16 protein-coding genes are annotated in these 16,804 nt (G+C 72.4%); 10 read left to right on the top strand and 6 right to left on the bottom strand.

Annotated features, from left to right (window positions below):
* The first annotated feature begins 3 nt into the window (after positions 1 to 3).
* The 5 genes from ACIGYR_RS33725 (at position 4) to mscL (ending at position 4,205) form a co-directional block, all read left to right on the top strand.
* Complete coding sequence (locus ACIGYR_RS33725) at positions 4 to 1,299, top strand: MFS transporter (RefSeq protein WP_399607499.1); 1,296 nt, start codon at positions 4 to 6, stop codon at positions 1,297 to 1,299.
* Positions 1,300 to 1,366: 67 nt separating this feature from the next.
* Positions 1,367 to 1,684 carry an FmdB family zinc ribbon protein gene (locus ACIGYR_RS33720; protein WP_399607501.1) on the top strand — a complete coding sequence of 106 codons (318 nt, stop codon included), beginning with the start codon at positions 1,367 to 1,369 and terminating at the stop codon, positions 1,682 to 1,684.
* Positions 1,685 to 1,784: 100 nt separating this feature from the next.
* Complete coding sequence (locus ACIGYR_RS33715) at positions 1,785 to 2,618, top strand: S-methyl-5'-thioadenosine phosphorylase (RefSeq protein ID WP_391846870.1); 834 nt, start codon at positions 1,785 to 1,787, stop codon at positions 2,616 to 2,618.
* A gap of 327 nt (positions 2,619 to 2,945) precedes the next feature.
* Complete coding sequence (locus ACIGYR_RS33710; RefSeq protein ID WP_399607504.1) at positions 2,946 to 3,572, top strand: hypothetical protein; 627 nt, start codon at positions 2,946 to 2,948, stop codon at positions 3,570 to 3,572.
* A gap of 156 nt (positions 3,573 to 3,728) precedes the next feature.
* Complete coding sequence (gene mscL, locus ACIGYR_RS33705; RefSeq protein WP_399607507.1) at positions 3,729 to 4,205, top strand: large conductance mechanosensitive channel protein MscL; 477 nt, start codon at positions 3,729 to 3,731, stop codon at positions 4,203 to 4,205.
* A gap of 19 nt (positions 4,206 to 4,224) precedes the next feature.
* On the opposite strand, the gene ACIGYR_RS33700 is transcribed toward mscL, so the two are convergent.
* Entirely contained in the window at positions 4,225 to 4,401 is a 177-nt protein-coding gene (locus ACIGYR_RS33700) for a hypothetical protein (RefSeq protein WP_202515082.1), read from the bottom strand.
* A gap of 181 nt (positions 4,402 to 4,582) precedes the next feature.
* On the opposite strand from ACIGYR_RS33700, the gene ACIGYR_RS33695 reads away from it, so the two are divergent.
* From ACIGYR_RS33695 to ACIGYR_RS33680, 4 genes are all read left to right on the top strand, one after another.
* On the top strand, positions 4,583 to 5,821 hold the full coding sequence (locus tag ACIGYR_RS33695) for a low temperature requirement protein A (protein WP_391846865.1): 1,239 nt from the start codon (positions 4,583 to 4,585) through the stop codon (positions 5,819 to 5,821).
* A 41-nt stretch (positions 5,822 to 5,862) separates the two neighbouring features.
* Positions 5,863 to 6,888, top strand: a complete 1,026-nt coding sequence (locus ACIGYR_RS33690; protein WP_399607511.1) for a P1 family peptidase — start codon at positions 5,863 to 5,865, stop codon at positions 6,886 to 6,888.
* 276 nt (positions 6,889 to 7,164) lie between these two features.
* Positions 7,165 to 8,385 (top strand): Ig-like domain-containing protein, encoded by a 1,221-nt coding sequence (locus ACIGYR_RS33685; RefSeq protein ID WP_399607514.1) that lies wholly within the window; start codon positions 7,165 to 7,167, stop codon positions 8,383 to 8,385.
* Between the two features lie 157 nt (positions 8,386 to 8,542).
* Positions 8,543 to 9,289 carry a DUF6227 family protein gene (locus tag ACIGYR_RS33680; RefSeq protein ID WP_391846860.1) on the top strand — a complete coding sequence of 249 codons (747 nt, stop codon included), beginning with the start codon at positions 8,543 to 8,545 and terminating at the stop codon, positions 9,287 to 9,289.
* A gap of 39 nt (positions 9,290 to 9,328) precedes the next feature.
* Here the strand turns inward: ACIGYR_RS33680 and ACIGYR_RS33675 are convergent, their stop codons facing one another.
* The 5 genes from ACIGYR_RS33675 to ACIGYR_RS33655 all read right to left on the bottom strand — a co-directional run bounded on the left by ACIGYR_RS33675 (position 9,329) and on the right by ACIGYR_RS33655 (position 15,557).
* On the bottom strand, positions 9,329 to 9,580 hold the full coding sequence (locus ACIGYR_RS33675) for a hypothetical protein (protein ID WP_399607516.1): 252 nt from the start codon (positions 9,578 to 9,580) through the stop codon (positions 9,329 to 9,331).
* A gap of 120 nt (positions 9,581 to 9,700) precedes the next feature.
* Positions 9,701 to 11,974, bottom strand: a complete 2,274-nt coding sequence (locus tag ACIGYR_RS33670) for a fructose-specific PTS transporter subunit EIIC (RefSeq protein WP_399607518.1) — start codon at positions 11,972 to 11,974, stop codon at positions 9,701 to 9,703.
* A 76-nt stretch (positions 11,975 to 12,050) separates the two neighbouring features.
* Positions 12,051 to 12,998 (bottom strand): 1-phosphofructokinase, encoded by a 948-nt coding sequence (gene pfkB, locus ACIGYR_RS33665; RefSeq protein ID WP_399607521.1) that lies wholly within the window; start codon positions 12,996 to 12,998, stop codon positions 12,051 to 12,053.
* Entirely contained in the window at positions 12,995 to 13,756 is a 762-nt protein-coding gene (locus ACIGYR_RS33660) for a DeoR/GlpR family DNA-binding transcription regulator (RefSeq protein ID WP_399607524.1), read from the bottom strand. The genes pfkB and ACIGYR_RS33660 overlap by 4 nt, the downstream gene beginning before the upstream one ends.
* 364 nt (positions 13,757 to 14,120) lie before the next feature.
* Positions 14,121 to 15,557 (bottom strand): MFS transporter, encoded by a 1,437-nt coding sequence (locus tag ACIGYR_RS33655; RefSeq protein ID WP_399607577.1) that lies wholly within the window; start codon positions 15,555 to 15,557, stop codon positions 14,121 to 14,123.
* A 206-nt stretch (positions 15,558 to 15,763) separates the two neighbouring features.
* On the opposite strand from ACIGYR_RS33655, the gene ACIGYR_RS33650 reads away from it, so the two are divergent.
* Positions 15,764 to 16,732, top strand: a complete 969-nt coding sequence (locus ACIGYR_RS33650) for a helix-turn-helix transcriptional regulator (RefSeq protein WP_399607527.1) — start codon at positions 15,764 to 15,766, stop codon at positions 16,730 to 16,732.
* The last annotated feature ends 72 nt before the right edge of the window (positions 16,733 to 16,804 follow it).

The following is a 16,804-nucleotide window of genomic DNA, read 5'->3' as shown; positions in this document are numbered from 1 at the left end:
GCCGTGGCATCCACGGTCACCACCGAGTCGGCGGAGAACCCGTCGGCCTCGACCCGCCCGGGATACGGACAGCTGCTGCGCACCCGCGGCGCCTGGACGTTCCTGCTCCCCGGCTTCGCGGCACGCCAGCCGTTCGCGATGCTCACCATCTCGATCGTCCTGCTCGTCCAGCACACCACCGGCTCGTACGGCGCGGCAGGCGCCGCGGCAGCCGCCACCGGCGTCTCCATGGCGCTGTTCGCGCCCTACAGCGGCCGTCTCGCCGACCGCTACGGCCAGCGCGCCGTACTGATCCCGGGGGTGCTGGTCCACGCGGTCTCCGTTCTGTCCCTGACGGCGCTCGCCCTGGCGCACGCACCCCTGTGGGCGCTGTTCCTGGTGGCCGTCCCGACCGGCGCCTCGGTGCCGCAGGTCGGCCCGATGGTGCGTGCGCGCTGGGGCGTGACGTTGCAGGGCTCGCCCCTGATGACCACCGCCGCGGCGTTCGAGTCGGTCACGGACGAGCTGACCTTCGTCTTCGGGCCGCTGCTGGCGACCGCGCTGTGCACCGCCGTGACACCGGCCGCGGGCCTGGTCACGGAGGCCGCGCTGACCCTCGTCGGCGGTCTGCTGTTCGCCGCGCAGAAGGGCACGCAGCCGCCGGTGAGCGGGGAGAGCGGGCACGCGCGCGTGCGGCACGCTTCGGCCCTGAGCGTCCCGGGCGTGCGCGTCCTGGTGGTGACCTTCCTGGGCATCGGTTCGGTCTTCGGCGGCATGCAGGTCTCGCTCGCGGCCTTCACGGAGTCGATCGGCGAGCCCGGCCTGAACGGCGTCCTGTACGGCGTCTTCGCCGCGGGGAACATGCTGTCCGGCGTCGTCTGCGGCGCGATCGCCTGGAAGGTGGCTCCGCAGAAGCGCCTGGTCGTCGGTTACGCGGCGCTCGCGCTGGCGGCGTCCGCGCTGTGGACGGCGCACTCGGTGCCGCTGCTCGCCGCGCTCGGCCTGCTGGTCGGCATGTGCATCGCGCCGTCGCTGATCACGGGGTACACGCTGGTCGAGGGCCTGGTCCCGGCCGGCGCCCGCACCGAGGCATTCACCTGGCTGACCGGCGCGGTCGCGCTCGGCCAGGCCGCCGCCGTCACGGTCTCGGGACAGCTGGAGGACCGGCTGTGGGACGGTGCCGGATTCCTGGTGCCGATGGCCGGCACCGTGCTCGCGCTGGTGACCCTGGTGGCCCTGCGGTCGCGGCTCGCCGCGCAGCACCGGAACCGTACGGTCGCGCGTGGCGTCGGTCACCGCGTCCCCGTCACGGTGGACTGATCCCCGGGAATACGTCACTATGGACCGTCGTTAGCACTCATTGAGTGAGAGTGCCAGGAGGAAGACAGTGCCGACCTACCAGTACCAGTGCACCGAGTGCGGCGAGGGCCTCGAGGCGGTGCAGAAGTTCACCGACGACGCCCTGACCGAGTGCCCCAACTGCCAGGGCCGCCTGAAGAAGGTGTTCTCCGCGGTCGGCATCGTCTTCAAGGGCTCGGGGTTCTACCGCAACGACTCCCGCGGCTCCTCTTCGAGCAGCACCCCGGCGTCGAAGCCGGCCGGCTCGTCGAGCGACTCGAAGGCGTCCCCGTCGACGTCCTCGTCCTCGTCGACGTCCTCATCGACGTCCTCGTCGAGCTCCAGCACCAGCAGCTCCGCCGCCTGAGACCTCTCACCCCGGACCCTGCCGTCGTACGACGGCGGGGTCTTCGGCGTTCCCCGGCACCGGCTCCCTCGCGGTTTCGCGGCCCGCTAGTGTGCTGGTCATGGCGAACGCAGAGATCGGCGTAATCGGCGGTTCGGGTTTCTACTCCTTCCTCGACGACGTGACCGAGGTCCAGGTGGACACCCCCTACGGAGCGCCCAGCGACTCCCTCTTCCTCGGTGAGATCGCCGGCCGGCGGGTCGCCTTCCTGCCCCGGCACGGCCGTGGCCACCACCTGCCGCCGCACCGCATCAACTACCGCGCCAACCTGTGGGCCCTGCGCTCGGTCGGGGTCCGGCAGGTGCTGGGCCCGTGCGCCGTGGGCGGCCTGCGTCCCGAGTACGGCCCGGGCACCCTGCTCGTGCCGGACCAGCTGGTGGACCGTACGAAGTCCAGGGCGCAGACGTACTTCGACGGCCTGCCGCTGCCCGACGGCACCATGCCGAACGTCGTGCACGTGTCCGTGGCCGACCCCTACTGCCCCACCGGGCGGGCCGCCGCGCTGAAAGCGGCGCGCGGACGGGACTGGGAGCCGGTGGACGGCGGCACGCTGGTCGTGGTCGAGGGCCCGCGGTTCTCCACGCGCGCCGAATCGTTGTGGCACCAGGCCCAGGGCTGGTCCGTCGTGGGGATGACGGGCCACCCGGAGGCGGCGCTCGCCCGGGAGCTGGAGCTGTGCTACACGTCGCTGACCCTGGTGACCGACCTCGACGCCGGCGCCGAGACCGGTGAGGGCGTCTCGCACGAGGAGGTGCTGCGGGTGTTCGCGGCCAACGTGGACCGGTTGCGCGGTGTGCTGTTCGACGCGGTGGCGGCGCTGCCCGGAACCGGGTCACGGGACTGTCTGTGCGCGAACGCGCTGGGCGGGATGGACCCGGGGTTCCCGCTGCCGTAGGGCGTCCGGGGCGCCCGCGAGGGGCTGGATCCGGGGGCCCGAGCCGACGGGAAGGGCCGGGCGGAGCCGACGGGAAGGGCGGGCGGAGCCGACCGCCGGGCCGAGCTGAGCCGACCGGGGAAGGGCGGGCGGAGCCGACCGGAAGGCCGAGGGGAGCCGACGGGAAGGGCGGTCAGGGGCACCGGGCGAGGCAGCCGGGCGGAACCTCCCGTTCGGGTGAGCGAGTTGTCCACAGTCCGTTCGTGATCCACCGGCTCCGGCGGGATCCGGCGCGAGGTCTCATCGTGGCATCGCAAGCCGAATTCCTCGCCGCAGGCGGTGATCCTCATGCCCTCACCCTCGTCGACCCCGAACCCGAAGCCGAACCCGTCCCCGTTCTCTCCCCCCACTCGCCCGCCCTCCCGCTCGCCGGTTCCGCCTCCATTCCGCCTGCCGCGACCGCTGGGTACGGACGCCCCGGCGACCTGCGAGGTGCCCCCGTTCGATCCGGTGCGGGTGCGTGGCGGGCGGTATCGGCTCCACAGGCTCGTACGGCGGCGCAGGCGGGCCATCGCGGCCGGCCTCGCGGTGACCGCGGCGGCGCTCGTGGCCGCGGGGCCCCGGAGCGGGGCGGAACCGCACGGCGCGGAGCGGACCCCGGGGCACCGGGTCGCGGAACCCGTACGACGGCCCACGGCGGTGGACCTGGTGACGGCTCCGGTGCGGATCGCCGACGCCGCCACGGTGGGGTTGCTACGGCCCGGTGACCGCGTCGACGTCATCGCGGCCGAGGACCCGTCCACCGGGGGCGGCGCCCGGGTGCTCGCGCGTGGTGCGCGGGTGACGCGGGTGCCGGAGCCACCGGCCGGCGCGGCCGACGGCGGCGCCCTGGTCGTGCTGTCGGTGCCGCGGCCCACGGCGGCACGTCTGGTCGGCGCGAGCACCACCGCACGGCTGGCGGTGACGTTGTGCTGAACCGACTCGTACGAGCTCTCGGCCGCTTGCTGTCAAGCGTCTCGGCCGGGCTGCGGAACTGGGCCGGGCCGCGGAACTGGACAGGACGGCCGCACCGTGCCGTAGGTTGCGGAGCGATTCGTTCCACACCCTGTGCATGCGAGGAGAGTCCCCCAGGTGAGCACGAAGAAGGAAGCGAGCGTCTGGCAGGGCTTCAGGGCCTTCCTGATGCGCGGCAACGTCGTCGACCTGGCAGTCGCGGTCGTCATCGGCGCGGCCTTCACGAACATCGTCAACTCGGTCGTGAAGGGGATCATCAACCCGCTGGTCGGAGCGATCGGCACGCAGAACCTCGACAGCTACAGCTCCTGTCTGAAGGGGCACTGCACGAACGGCAGGGACGGCACGCCCACGAGCGGCGTGCGGATCCTGTGGGGCTCCGTCCTGGGGGCCACGCTCACCTTCCTGATCACCGCGGCGGTGGTGTACTTCCTGATGGTCCTGCCGATGTCGAAGTACCTGGCCCGGCAGGCGGCGCGGAAGGCGGCGCGCGAGGGCACGAAGGAGATCATCGAGGTGAGCGAACTGGAGGTGCTCAAGGAGATCCGCGACGCGCTGGTCGCGCAGCGCGGCTCCGGGCACGACGAGCGCTAGCGGCGCTCCCGCGGACGGCTCAGAGGTGGTGGGGCGGCTTCTCGTCGAGGAAGCGCTTGAGGTCGGCGGCGCTGTCGCCCTCCGTGCGTTCGCCCCACCCGCGGTCGGTGTCGTCCGAGGTCTGCTGGTCCAGCGGGTCGTCGAAGACCAGCGCGGGCTTCGGGGCGCGCGGCTCGGGTTCGGGGGCGGTGCTCATGTCTCCAGGGTACGGCTCGCGCCGGGGCGGCCCGACGGGGTCCTCGCCCCCGGCGCCGGCCGGCGCCCGGCACGAGGGGGACAGCCGCCCGAGCCGGGGCTCAGGCAGCAGCTCCGACCCTTCGTGCAGTCATGAACCTTCCCACGGGATTTTGTGGTGTTTTTCTGCTGTGCTGGGGGCCATGACGTCGAGTTCCGGTCAGGCGGACACCCCCTCTGACACACCGCAGCCTTCCGGCCCCCTGCGACGGCTCACCGCGCGCGGGCGCCATGAGGCACACCGCGTCGCCTCCCCGCTGGAGCTCTTCTTCGATCTGTGCTTCGTCGTCGCGGTCGCGCAGGCGGGCGTGCAACTGGTGCACGCCGTCGCGGAGGGACACGCGGCCGACGGGATCCTCAACTACGCGATGGCGTTCTTCGCCATCTGGTGGGCCTGGATGAACTTCACCTGGTTCGCCTCGGCGTACGACAACGACGACGCGCTCTACCGGATCGTCACCCTGGTGCAGATCGCCGGCGTTCTGGTCCTGGCCGCCGGCATCTCCCGGGCCTTCACGGACCACGACTTCCTGCTGGTCTGGCTCGGCTATGTGATCATGCGACTGGCGATGGCCGGGCAGTGGCTGAGAGCCTCGAGATCGGCCTCCGGTACGGAGAGAACCACCGCGCTGCGGTACGCGTACGGCGTGCTGCTGTGCCAGGTGGGCTGGCTCGGGCTGGTGCTCCTGCCCGAGCCGGCCCGGCCCTGGGTGTTCCTCGTGATGGTGCTCGTGGAACTGTGCGTGCCGCTCTACGCCGAGAGGCACCACCAGACCTCCTGGCACCCGCATCACATCGCCGAACGCTACGGCCTGTTCACGATCATCGTGCTCGGCGAGACGATCGCCGCGGCCACGGTCGCGGTGAAGTCGGCCGTGGACGACCACGACGCGCTGACCGAGCTGTTGCCCATCGCGGCGGGTGGGCTGCTCATCGTCTTCGCCGCGTGGTGGATCTACTTCGTGGTCCCCATCCACGGTCACCTGCGGTCCAAGGAGAGGGCGTTCATCTGGGGTTACGGCCACTACCTCGTCTTCGCCTCGGCGGCAGCGATCGGAGCGGGTCTGGAGGTGGCCGTGGAACAGGCGGTCGGCACGGCGCACATCTCCACCCTGTCCGCCTCGGCTGCCGTCACACTGCCGACGGCGCTGTACCTGCTGACCGTATGGACCCTGCACTCGCGCCACTTCAAGGTGGGCCTCGCCCAGCAGCTGGTACTGCCGGTCACGGCTCTGCTGGTGCTCTGCTGCACCTTCCTGGCCGACTGGGCGGTGCTCGCGGCGGGACTCGTGTCCTCGGCGGCGGTGGTGACCGGGGTGGCGCTGACGGCGCGCATGGCCGGCCGGGACCGCGAGGCGAGCGCCACCACCCCGGCCGGCTGAGCCCTGCGCCGAACGCGTCGGGCCGGGGCAGACTGACGTCCATGACAGCTGACGCATTGACGGATGTCGCCGGGCTGCGGGTGGGTCACGCCACCCTCACCGGCGACGGCCGGCTCACCGGCACCACGGTCGTCCTCGCGCCTGAGGGCGGCGCCGTGGCCGCCGTGGACGTACGAGGCGGCGGCCCCGGCACCAAGGAGACCGACGCGCTCGACCCGCGCAACGTCGTACAGAGGATCGACGCGGTCGTACTGACCGGAGGCAGCGCGTACGGGCTCGACGCGGCGTCCGGGGTGATGGCCTGGCTGGAGGAGCACGGGCGGGGAGTGCCGGTGGGGACGGATCCGGCGCACGTCGTCCCGGTGGTGCCCGCCGCGTGCGTCTTCGACCTGGGACGCGGCGGGGACTTCCGCGCGCGTCCGGACGCGGCGACGGGACGTGCCGCGGTGGAGGCCGCGGCGGCGGGTACGCCGGGTGCACGGGTGACCGAGGGGTGCGTGGGCGCCGGCACGGGTGCCGTCGTCGGGCGGCTCAAGGGCGGGGTGGGCACGGCGAGTACGGTGCTCGACTCGGGTATCACGGTGGCCGCGCTGGTGGTCGCGAACGCCGCGGGAGCGGTGATGGACCCCGGGACGGGGGTGCTGTACGGGGAGTTGTTCCAGGGGCGGACGGAGTACCCGGAGGACGGCGTGCACGAGGCCGCGCGCAGCCGTCTCGACGAGGCCGCCGCCGGGAACACGCCGCCACCGCTCAACACGACACTGGCGGTGGTCGCGACGGACGCCGGCCTCTCCAAGGCGCAGGCGCAGAAGCTCGCGGGCACGGCGCACGACGGGATCGCGCGCGCGGTGCGGCCGGTGCACCTCCTGCACGACGGCGACACGGTGTTCGCGCTGGCGACCGGCGCGCGCCCGCTCGACGCGCACCCGCTGGCGCTCAACGACATCCTCGCCGCCGGCGCGGACCTGGTGACGCGCGCGATCGTACGAGCCGTACGCGCCGCGGAGTCGGTCGACGGGCCGGGAGGAGCGTGGCCGTCGTACGAAGAGCTGTACGGGAAGCGGTAGGACCGGCCCGGGGGCGGGTGCGGGCGGTGCGGGGGGGTGCGGGCCGGCCGGCCCCGGCACGTGACGCCGTATGGGTGGGAACGGCGGTCAAAGACGGGGTGCCGGCGTGAAGTTCGGTGAGAGATGGGCGGGCAGGGGGCTCGCGGGAGTGGATTGTCGCGGTTCTGTCACGTGACGGCGTTCATCGCACCGGGAGGGAACCTTCCCCGGCGTCCGCGCCCTCTCTCTTCACGCAGCCGAACGGATCACCCACCTGACACGAACCTGGAGCAGCCCGTGACAACGCCGGACATTGCAGCGCGGCGCGTACTCGGGGCCTGTGCCGCCCTGATGGTCGGCGCCCTCACCCTGACCGCCTGCGGCGGCAGCGCCAACGCCGACAGCGAAGGCGGCAAGGGCGGCAAGGACACCCCGAAGACGTCGACGGCGAAGATCGCGATCTCGGCCGAGGACGGTTCGACCGGAGCGTCCATCAACGCCACCGGAGTGAAGGTCAGCGACGGCAAGCTGACCGATGTGAAGATGACCGTGGCGGGGTCGGGGCAGGCCGTGCCCGGCTCGATATCGGCGGACGGCAGCGTCTGGAAGCCGAAGGAGCAGCTGGAGCGCGGGACGAAGTACCAGATAGCCGCGACCGCCAAGGACTCCGAGGGGCGTACGGCGGCGGCCAACGCCATCTTCACCACCGTCAACTCGGCGAGCAGCTTCATCGGCACCTACACGCCCGACGACGGTGCGACCGTCGGGGCGGGCATGCCGGTGTCGTTCACCTTCGACAAGGCGATCACCGACAAGAAGGCCGTGCAGTCGCACCTCACGGTCAACTCCAGCAGCGGCCAGCAGGTCGTCGGGCACTGGTTCGGGGACCAGCGGCTGGACTTCCGCCCGCAGGACTACTGGAAGGCCGGCTCCAAGGTCACGGTGAACATCGACCTGGACAAGGTCGAGGGCGCGAAGGGCATCTACGGAGTCCAGAAGAAGTCCGTCTCCTTCACCATCGGGCGGTCGCAGGTCTCCACGGTCGACGTCAACACGCAGACCATGACGGTCGTGCGGGACGGCAAGACCGTCAAGACGGTGCCGATCTCGGCGGGCAGCCCGCAGCACACCACGTACAACGGGCAGATGGTGATCTCGGAGAAGTTCGAGCAGACCCGCATGAACGGCTCGACGGTCGGATTCGGCGGGGAGTACGACATCCCGGACGTGCCGCACGCGATGCGACTGACGTCGTCGGGGACGTTCGTCCACGGCAACTACTGGTACAACCAGGGCAACCCGCCGTTCGGGCGGGAGGGCACCAGCCACGGCTGCGTCGGCCTCGCGGACGTGCAGGGGGCGCAGGGCGCCACGTCGGCCAAGTGGTTCTACGACAACTCGCTCATCGGGGACGTCGTGGTCGTGAAGAACTCCCCTGACAAGACTGTCGCTCCCGACAACGGCCTCAACGGGTGGAACATGCCGTGGAGCGCCTGGACCGCCGGAAGCGCCCTCTGACCGCCGGGTTTTGACAGGACGAGGGGCCGCGCGGGAACTTTTCGCGCGGCCCCCGTGTTTTCCCGGCGTACGTTTTCCCGGTTCCCGGACATGATGTCCGACGGAGGGGCTACGGTATGCACCCACAAGGTGACATGCAGCAACGCCGGGAGATGCCTTGAGCGTTCCGTACGAGACCGCAGCGTACGAACCAGCCGAGTCGCCCGAGTCTCCGGAGGAGCATCTCGCGCGACTCCTCGGCCGTGCCCTGAACTCCTTCGAGCTGCCCGACGAAGTGATACGGCTGCTCGACTGCGCACTGGCCTACGACAGTTCGCTGCACTCCGCCTACCACAGCGCGGGTCTGCACCGTGAGACGTACCGGCACACCTGGCTGCTGGCCGACGGCTCGGCGGTCACGCTGTGGGAGCTCGTGCACAACCCCGCGCCCGGCAGCGCCCCGGAGCACGAGGTGTACGCCGACGAGGAGGAGCTGCAGACCGCCACGGCACAGCTCGGGCTGTCGCCGGACACGCAGGACTTCGAACTGCCCTCGCTGATGCGGCTGTGGGCGATCCCCGAGCCCCGGCACGTGTTCGCCTCCGAAGACGCCGCGGATCACGCGCGCCGGCTCCTGCGCCGGGCGGAGAACCCCGACCGGCCCGGCGCGGAGACGGCGGCCCTGCTGGCGACGGCCACCGCGCACGAAATCACGCAGGCGTTCGGCCGGCCCGGGCGGGCCGGACGGGCGGGGCTGAGCTACGCGTTGTACGAGCACGCCTTCCTGCTGCCGGACGACACCGAGGTCTCCCTGTGGGAGGTCGAGCACACGGCGACGCCGGACGGGCGGCACATGTGCGAGGTGTACGTGTCGGAGGACGCGGCCCGGGACGCGATGGAGCGGCGCGCGGCGCGGCAGGGATAGCCGCGGAGGCGCGGCGGGGACAGCCGCCCCTCTCCGGTGTCAGCCGCCTGCGAGTTGCCGAACCAGGCCCGCGAACGCGTCCTGTTCCGCGGGCGTCAGTTCGACGGACTCCTGCGGGGGGCCGCCCCGGGTCTGGCGCGGCAGGGCCGGGAGCGGCGCCGCGGGGCGCCGGGGGGCGGCCTGGAGACGCGTACGGCGCAGCAGGCGCAGCAGGACGCCGGTCCACGCGACGGCCGCCACGGCGAGTACGGCCACGCCGATCAGCTGGAGAGTCGGGGCGTGCTCAGGCATACGCCCCAGTACACACCACAGTCCGGGACTTTGGTCCCGGACCGTGACGTATCTCGCAGGTGCCATGAACAACTCACAGCGCCCCAAAGGGACAAGGCGCCGTGGACGGCGGTCCGGCGGTCAGGCCGCTATCGGCTCCTTCGTTCCCTTCGGCGGGCCGGCCGGATTCGCGGTGGGACCGGTGGCCGTGGGCTCGGGGCTCTGCTTGCGCATCCCCTTGAGGAGCACCACCAGGGCCGTGGTGACACAGACGCCGGCCGCGATGGCCACCAGGTAGAGGAACGGGTTGCCGATCAGCGGGACCACGAAGATGCCGCCGTGCGGGGCGCGCAAGGTGGCGCCGAAGGCCATCGAGAGGGCACCGGTGAGCGCGCCGCCCACCATGGAGGACGGGATGACCCGCAGTGGATCGGCCGCCGCGAACGGGATCGCGCCCTCGGAGATGAAGGACGCGCCCAGGACCCAGGCGGCCTTGCCGTTCTCCCGCTCGGCCGGGGTGAACAGCTTGCCGCGGACGGTGGTGGCCAGGGCCATCGCCAGCGGCGGGACCATGCCGGTCGCCATCACCGCGGCCATGATCTTCATGGCGGAGTCGCTGGGGTCGGCGACGGCGATACCGGCGGTGGCGAAGGTGTAGGCGACCTTGTTGACCGGGCCGCCCAGGTCGAAGCACATCATCAGGCCGAGCAGGGCGCCCAGCAGGATGGCGTTGGCACCGGTGAGGCCGCTCAGCCAGTCCGTGAGGCCCTTCTGGGCGGAGGCGATGGGCTTGCCGATCACGACGAACATCAAGAAGCCCACGAGCGCCGAGGAGATCAGCGGAATCACCACCACCGGCATGATGCCGCGCAACGCCGCGGGGATCCGCACCCGCTGGATCGCCATCACCACACCACCGGCGATCAGACCGGCCGCCAGGCCGCCGAGGAAGCCCGCGTTGATGTCCAGAGCGATGGCGCCGCCCACGAAACCGGGGACGAGCCCGGGCCGGTCGGCCATGCCATACGCGATGTAGCCGGCCAGGACCGGAACGAGGAACTTGAAGGCGACGCCGCCGATCTGGAAGAGCAGGGCGCCCCAGCTGTCGGTCTGCGTCCACACGAAGTGGTCCATGACCGACGGTGCCTTGTTGACCTGCCAGCCCCCGATCGCGAAGCCCAGGGCGATGAGGAGACCGCCCGCGGCGACGAAGGGAACCATGTAGCTGACGCCGGACATCAGCCACTTGCGCAGCTTGGTGCCATAACCCTCGCCCGAGTCGCCCGCGCGCTCCACCGGCGTGCCGCCCGCCCCGTGCGCCGGGGCGCTCAGCTCGCCGCGCGCCGCCTTCTCACGGACCTCCGCGATGAGTTCGGCGGGGCGGTTGATGCCCGCCTTCACGCCCACGTCGACGGTCGGCTTGCCCGCGAAGCGGTCCTTGTCGCGTACGGCGACGTCGTGCGCGAGGATCACGCCGTCCGCCGCCGCGATCACCGCCGGGTCCAGCCGGGTGAAACCGGCCGAGCCCTGCGTCTCGACGACCAGCTCGACGCCCGCCTCGCGGCCGGCGTTCTCCAGGGACTCCGCCGCCATGTAGGTGTGCGCGATACCGGTCGGGCAGGACGTGACGGCGACGACACGGAAGGGGCGCTCGCCGGCGTCGGCAGTGGCACCGGTGCCGGCGGCGTCGGCAGTGGCACCGGTGCCGGTGCCGGCAGCGGGTGTCGTGCTGCCCGCCGCGGCGCCGGCGGAGGCCGCCGTCGGCGCCGCGGCGGTGTCTTCAAAGGCGCGCGCGGTGCTCACGGCACCCTGGGCGGCGTCGGCACCTTCCTGCGCGCTCCCGGCGGTCGGGGCACTGTCGGCGCCCGCGCCGGCGACCCCACTCCCCGCGCCCGCCGGGCCGTTCGCGCTCGCCGCATCCGTTTCGCCGGCGGCGCTCACGCCTGCGCTCCGCGCCCTCTGGTCCGCCGGCGTCTCGTCCCCCCGGATCAGTGCCGCCGCCGCATCCGTGTCGCTCACCGCCCGCAGCGCGGAGGTGAACTCGGCGTTCATCAGCTGGCGGGCGAGGGAGGAGAGGATCGTGAGGTGGGCGTCGTCGGCGCCGGCGGGTGCCGCGATCAGGAAGATCAGGTCGGCGGGGCCGTCGGCGGCGCCGAAGTCGATGCCGGCGGCGCTGCGGCCGAAGGCGAGGGTCGGTTCGGTGACATGCGCGCTACGGCAGTGCGGGATGCCGATGCCGCCGTCGAGGCCGGTCGGCATCTGTGCCTCGCGGGCGGCCACGTCGGCGAGGAAGCCCTCCAGGTCGGTCACCCGGCCCTGGGCCACCATGCGCTCGGCGAGGGCACGGGCCGCCGCTTCCTTGGTGTCGGCGGACAGGTCGAGGTCGACCAGGTCCGCGGTGATCATTTCGCTCATCGCGGGCTCCTCTGCGCGGGTATCGCCCGGGGGGTGGGGAGGGCGGAGGTGGGGACGGGGGGCGTCGTGGGGGCCGTCATGGTGTCGGCTCGGCCAGTTCGCGATCGAGGGGGACGTCCGTCGTGACGGTCACGGCCGCGGGGTTCAGGTCGGCGGGGGTCGGCATCACGCTGCCGGGGAGCTGGACGGCGGCGGCGCCGTGGGCGACGGCGGAGGCGAGTGCCTCGGGACCGCTGCCGCCCGCGATGAGGAAACCGGCCAGGGAGGCGTCGCCGGCGCCGACGTTGCTGCGGACGGCGGAGACGTGCGCGCTGCCGAACCACGCGCCGGTGTCCGCCACCAGGAGCTGGCCGTCGGCGCCCAGGCTCGCGAGCACGGCGCGAGCACCCATCGCGCGCACCTCCTCGGCCGCCTTGAGCGCGTCGCCCACGGTCACCAGGGGACGCGCGACGGCTCCAGCCAGCTCCTCGGCGTTCGGCTTCACCACATCGGGCCGCGCGCGCAGCGCCTCCAGGAGTGCGCGCCCCGAGGTGTCCAGAGCGATCCGCGCGCCCCCGGCGTGCGCCCGCGTGACGACGTCCGCGTACCACGAGGGCGCGAGCCCTCGGGGCAGGCTGCCGCAGCACGCGATCCAGTCGGCGTCATGCGACTGCGCGCGGACCGTGTCCAGGAGCAGTTCCTGTTCCTTCACGGACAGTTCCGGCCCCGGCGCGTTGATCTTCGTGAGTACCCCGTCGGACTCCGCGAGCGCGATGTTGGAGCGGGTGGCACCGGCGACCGGGACCGGTGCGACCTCGATGCCCTGCGCGTCGAGCAGGTCGGCGACGAGCGCTCCCGGCGCACCACCCAGGGGCAGGACGGCGACCGTGCGCCGGCCGGCGGCGGCGACGGCGCGTGAGACGTTCACGCCCTTGCCGCCGGGGTCCATGCGCTCGCCGGTGGCGCGGATGACCTCGCCGCGTTCCAGGGCGGGGACCTCGTAGGTGCGGTCGAGGGACGGGTTGGGGGTGACGGTGAGGATCATGCGCGTACCACTTCCGTGCCGCCGCGCTCGATGGCGGCGGCCTCGTCCGGGCTCAGCTCGCTGTCGGTGATCAGCAGGTCCACATCGCTCAGGCCGCCGAAGCGGGCGAAGTGCTCCTGGCCGTGCTTGGCGGAGTCGGCCAGCAGCACCACCCGGCGGGCGGCGGCGACTGCGGCCCGTTTGACCGCCGCCTCGGCGAGGTCGGGGGTGGTCAGGCCGTGCTCGGCGGAGAAGCCGTTGGCGGCGACGAACAGGACGTCGGCACGGATCTCGCCGTATGCGCGGAGCGCCCAGGCGTCCACGGCGGCGCGCGTGCGATGCCGTACGCGCCCCCCGATCAGATGGAGCTGGATGCCCGGGTGGTCGGCGAGGCGGGCGGCGATGGGCAGGCTGTGCGTGACGACGGTGAGGGACGCCTCCAGCGGGATGGCGGCGGCCAGGCGGGCCACCGTCGTACCGGCGTCGAGGATCACCGTGCCCTCGGCCGGCAGTTCGGTGAGGGCCGCCTTGGCGATGCGGTCCTTCTCGTCGGCGGCGGTGGACTCGCGCTCGGCGAGGTCCGGCTCGAAGTCGAGGCGGCCGGCCGGGATGGCACCGCCGTGCACCCTGCGGACGAGACCGGCACGGTCGAGGGCCTTCAGATCGCGGCGGATCGTCTCCGCGGTGACCTGGAACTCCTCGGCCAGGGACAGCACGTCCACCCGGCCGCCGTCACGGGCGAGCCGGAGGATCTCCTGCTGCCGTTCCGGTGCGTACATGTCCGCTCGCCTCCGCGTGTGCCGTCGGTCCCGTCACCCGGACGCCCGATCGCTTCCGGGTACGTCCGAATGTGTGGTTTCAGCGGCAGACTATGCCCGGATGCTCGGAAAGTAAACAGATTCGGGCGCAGTCCGGGCATGAACGGACTTCCTGGCTCCTCTGGGGGGGCGGGGCTTGCGTTCCCCCGGACCGCGGGGGGGCCCCCCCCCCGGGGGGGGGGGGGCGGCCCCCCCCCCCCCCCCCGCCGCTCCCGATCGACGGACCGGCTCCGGCCGTCAGTGGACCGGCTCCGGCCGTCAGTGGACCGGCTCCGCCGTCAGTGGACCGGCTCCCGGCCCGGTCAGCGGACCGGCTCCGGCCCTGTCAGTGGACCAGCTCCGGCTCCTTCCCCGCCTCCGGCGCCTCCTGCTCGGCGCCCTCCACGTGCTGTGCCGGACGCTTCGGCAGGGCGGACATCAGCAGGAAGATCGCACCCATGAGCCCGGCGACGTACCACAGCGCGTGCTGGAAGGCGTGCACGAAGGCCGGGCCGACCTGGGCGAGGGTCAGCCGGTCACCGATCTGGCCGAAGAAGACCACCGACACCAGCCCCAGACCGAGCGCGTTGCCCATCTGCTGCACGGTGTTGATCAGTCCGGACGCCGAACCGGCATGCTCGCGCGGCACCTCCGAGAGCACCGCGTCGGTCAGCGGGGCGACGATCAGTCCCATGCCGAGACCCATCACGACCAGCGGCAGGGCCATCTGCCAGGAGGTGATGGCGAGACCATGGCGGTGGGCCTCCCACAGGTAGAGCAGCACGCCCGCACCCATCACCAGCGCGCCCGCCTGGAGCACCTTCCGGCCGAACCGCGGGACCAGTTGCTCCACCGACAGCCCGGCCGCCGTGGACACCGCGATCGAGAACGGCACCCCGGTCAGTCCGGCCCGCAGCGGGCTCCAGCCCAGGCCGATCTGCATGTACAGCGTCCAGACCAGGAAGAAGATGCCGAGCCCGACGCCGAAGACGGTCTGCACGGCGATGCCGGCGGCGAAGCTCTTCACCCGGAAGAGGGACAGCTCGATGAGCGGGGAACCGTCCCTGGCCGCCTTCCGTTTTTCGTACGAGACCAGCGCCGCGAAGACGACGAGCGCGCCGGCCATGCAGAGGTGGCCCCACAGCGGCCAGCCCAGCTCGCGTCCACGGGTGAGCGGATAGAGCAGCATCAGCAGGCCCAGCGAGACCAGGGTGACGCCGACGAGGTCCAGCTTCAGCGCCTTGGGCGCCTTCGACTCGGTGATGAAGCGGCGGCCCAGTATCCAGGCGAGGACACCGACAGGGAGGTTGATGAGGAAGATGGGGCGCCATTCGAGGCCGAACAGGTTCCACTCCGTCAGCAGTGCGCCCAGCAGCGGACCGGAGACCGCGCCGAGACCGACGATCGCCCCGAACAGGCCGAAGACCTTGCCGCGTTCGTGCGCCGGGAAGGTGGCGTGCACGATCGACAGCACCTGCGGCACCATCAGCGCGGCCATGCCGCCCTGCAGAATGCGCGAGGCGACCAGCATCTCCGGGTTCGCGGCGAAACCGCACAGGGCGGAGGCGAGGGTGAAGCCGCCGACACCGAGGAGGAACAGCCGTTTGCGGCCGTGGATGTCACCGAGCCGGCCACCGGTGATCAGACCGGCGGCGAAGGCGAGGGCGTAGCCGGCGGTTATCCACTGGATCTGGCTGACCGAGGCGTGGGCGGACCGCTCGATGGACGGGATGGCGATGTTGACGATCGTGACGTCCACCAGGTCCATGAAGGCGGCGGTCATCACGATGGCCAGGGCCAGCCAGCGGGCTCGGTCGGGGACCGGTTCGGAGAGCGCCGCGGGGGCGGCCGCGGGGCGCCGGGCGTCCGTCCCCTGTGGCTGGTCGCGCAGTTCCCCGCGTTCCTGGGTGGCGTCGTTCGGAGTCATGAGGGGAGGCTAGGACCCTATTAGGTCAGATCATGTCCTAGATCTACGGCATCCTCGTACGCATGACGACCGACACTCCGGCCCGGCTGCTCCAGCTCCTCTCGCTTCTCCAGACGCCCCGCGAGTGGCCCGGCGGTGAGCTGGCCGACCGGCTCCGGGTGTCCCGCCGTACCGTGCGGCGGGACATCGACCGGCTGCGGGAGCTGGGGTATCCGGTGCAGGCGACGAAGGGCGCGGACGGTGGGTACCGGCTGGTGGCGGGCAAGGCCATGCCGCCGCTGGTGCTGGACGACGAGGAGGCGGTCGCGATCGCGGTCGGGCTGCGGGCCGGTGCCGGGCACGCGGTGGCGGGGGTGGACGAGGCGTCCGTCCGGGCCCTGGCCAAGCTGGAGCAGGTGCTGCCCTCCCGGTTGCGCCACCGGGTGTCCACGCTCCAGGCCGCCACCACGCCGCTGACCAGCGGGGACGGTCCGAGTATCGCACCGGAGACGCTGACCGTGATGGCATCCACGGTGGCGGGGCGGGAGCGGCTGCGGTTCGCCTACCGCGACAAGGACGGCAGCGCGTCCCGGCGGCTGACCGAGCCGCACCGGCTGGTGTCGACGGGGCGGCGCTGGTATCTGGTCGCGTACGACCTCGACCGGGCGGACTGGCGCACCTTCCGGGTCGACCGGGTGAGCGAGCCGTTCGCCACCGGAGTCCGGTTCGCGCCACGGGAGTTGCCGACGGGGAGCGCCGCCGAGTATCTACGGCAGTCGATCCACCGGCGGCAGGAGACGTACGCGTTCGAGGTGCGGTTCGCCGCGTCCGCCGAACAGGTCTCCGCACGGGTGCCGGGGACGGCGGGAGTACCCGAGGACGACGGCGCGGGTGGCTGCGTCCTGCGGGGCACCACCGGCGACCCCGTGGAGTGGCTGGCGGTACGGCTGGCGATGACCGGGTACGAGTTCACAGTCCACGGGCCGGGGGAACTGGTGGCGGTCGCACGGGAGTTGGGGGGCCGGTTGAGCAGGGCCGCAGAAGCCGGTTGAGCAGGGCCGCGGGGGTTGGACCGACGGGCGCCGATCTGGCGGACGCCGGGCCGACCGGCACCGGGCCGGCTG

Origin of the sequence: Streptomyces sp. NPDC053076, from assembly GCF_044546845.1 — a bacterium.
Classification (GTDB): domain Bacteria; phylum Actinomycetota; class Actinomycetes; order Streptomycetales; family Streptomycetaceae; genus Streptomyces.
This window is presented reverse-complemented; position numbering and strand designations above follow the sequence as displayed.

Bases quoted from the DNA above. Each gene is read 5' to 3' on its own strand.
- ACIGYR_RS33715 (WP_391846870.1), top strand. From the start codon at position 1,785: ATGGCGAACGCAGAGATCGGCGTAATCGGCGGTTCGGGTTTCTACTCC.
- ACIGYR_RS33710 (WP_399607504.1), top strand. From the start codon at position 2,946: ATGCCCTCACCCTCGTCGACCCCGAACCCGAAGCCGAACCCGTCCCCG.
- ACIGYR_RS33700 (WP_202515082.1), bottom strand. From the start codon at position 4,401: ATGAGCACCGCCCCCGAACCCGAGCCGCGCGCCCCGAAGCCCGCGCTG.
- ACIGYR_RS33695 (WP_391846865.1), top strand. From the start codon at position 4,583: ATGACGTCGAGTTCCGGTCAGGCGGACACCCCCTCTGACACACCGCAG.
- ACIGYR_RS33690 (WP_399607511.1), top strand. From the start codon at position 5,863: ATGACAGCTGACGCATTGACGGATGTCGCCGGGCTGCGGGTGGGTCAC.
- ACIGYR_RS33675 (WP_399607516.1), bottom strand. From the start codon at position 9,580: ATGCCTGAGCACGCCCCGACTCTCCAGCTGATCGGCGTGGCCGTACTC.
- ACIGYR_RS33670 (WP_399607518.1), bottom strand. From the start codon at position 11,974: ATGAGCGAAATGATCACCGCGGACCTGGTCGACCTCGACCTGTCCGCC.
- pfkB (WP_399607521.1), bottom strand. From the start codon at position 12,998: ATGATCCTCACCGTCACCCCCAACCCGTCCCTCGACCGCACCTACGAG.
- ACIGYR_RS33660 (WP_399607524.1), bottom strand. From the start codon at position 13,756: ATGTACGCACCGGAACGGCAGCAGGAGATCCTCCGGCTCGCCCGTGAC.
- ACIGYR_RS33655 (WP_399607577.1), bottom strand. From the start codon at position 15,557: ATGACCGCCGCCTTCATGGACCTGGTGGACGTCACGATCGTCAACATC.
- ACIGYR_RS33650 (WP_399607527.1), top strand. From the start codon at position 15,764: ATGACGACCGACACTCCGGCCCGGCTGCTCCAGCTCCTCTCGCTTCTC.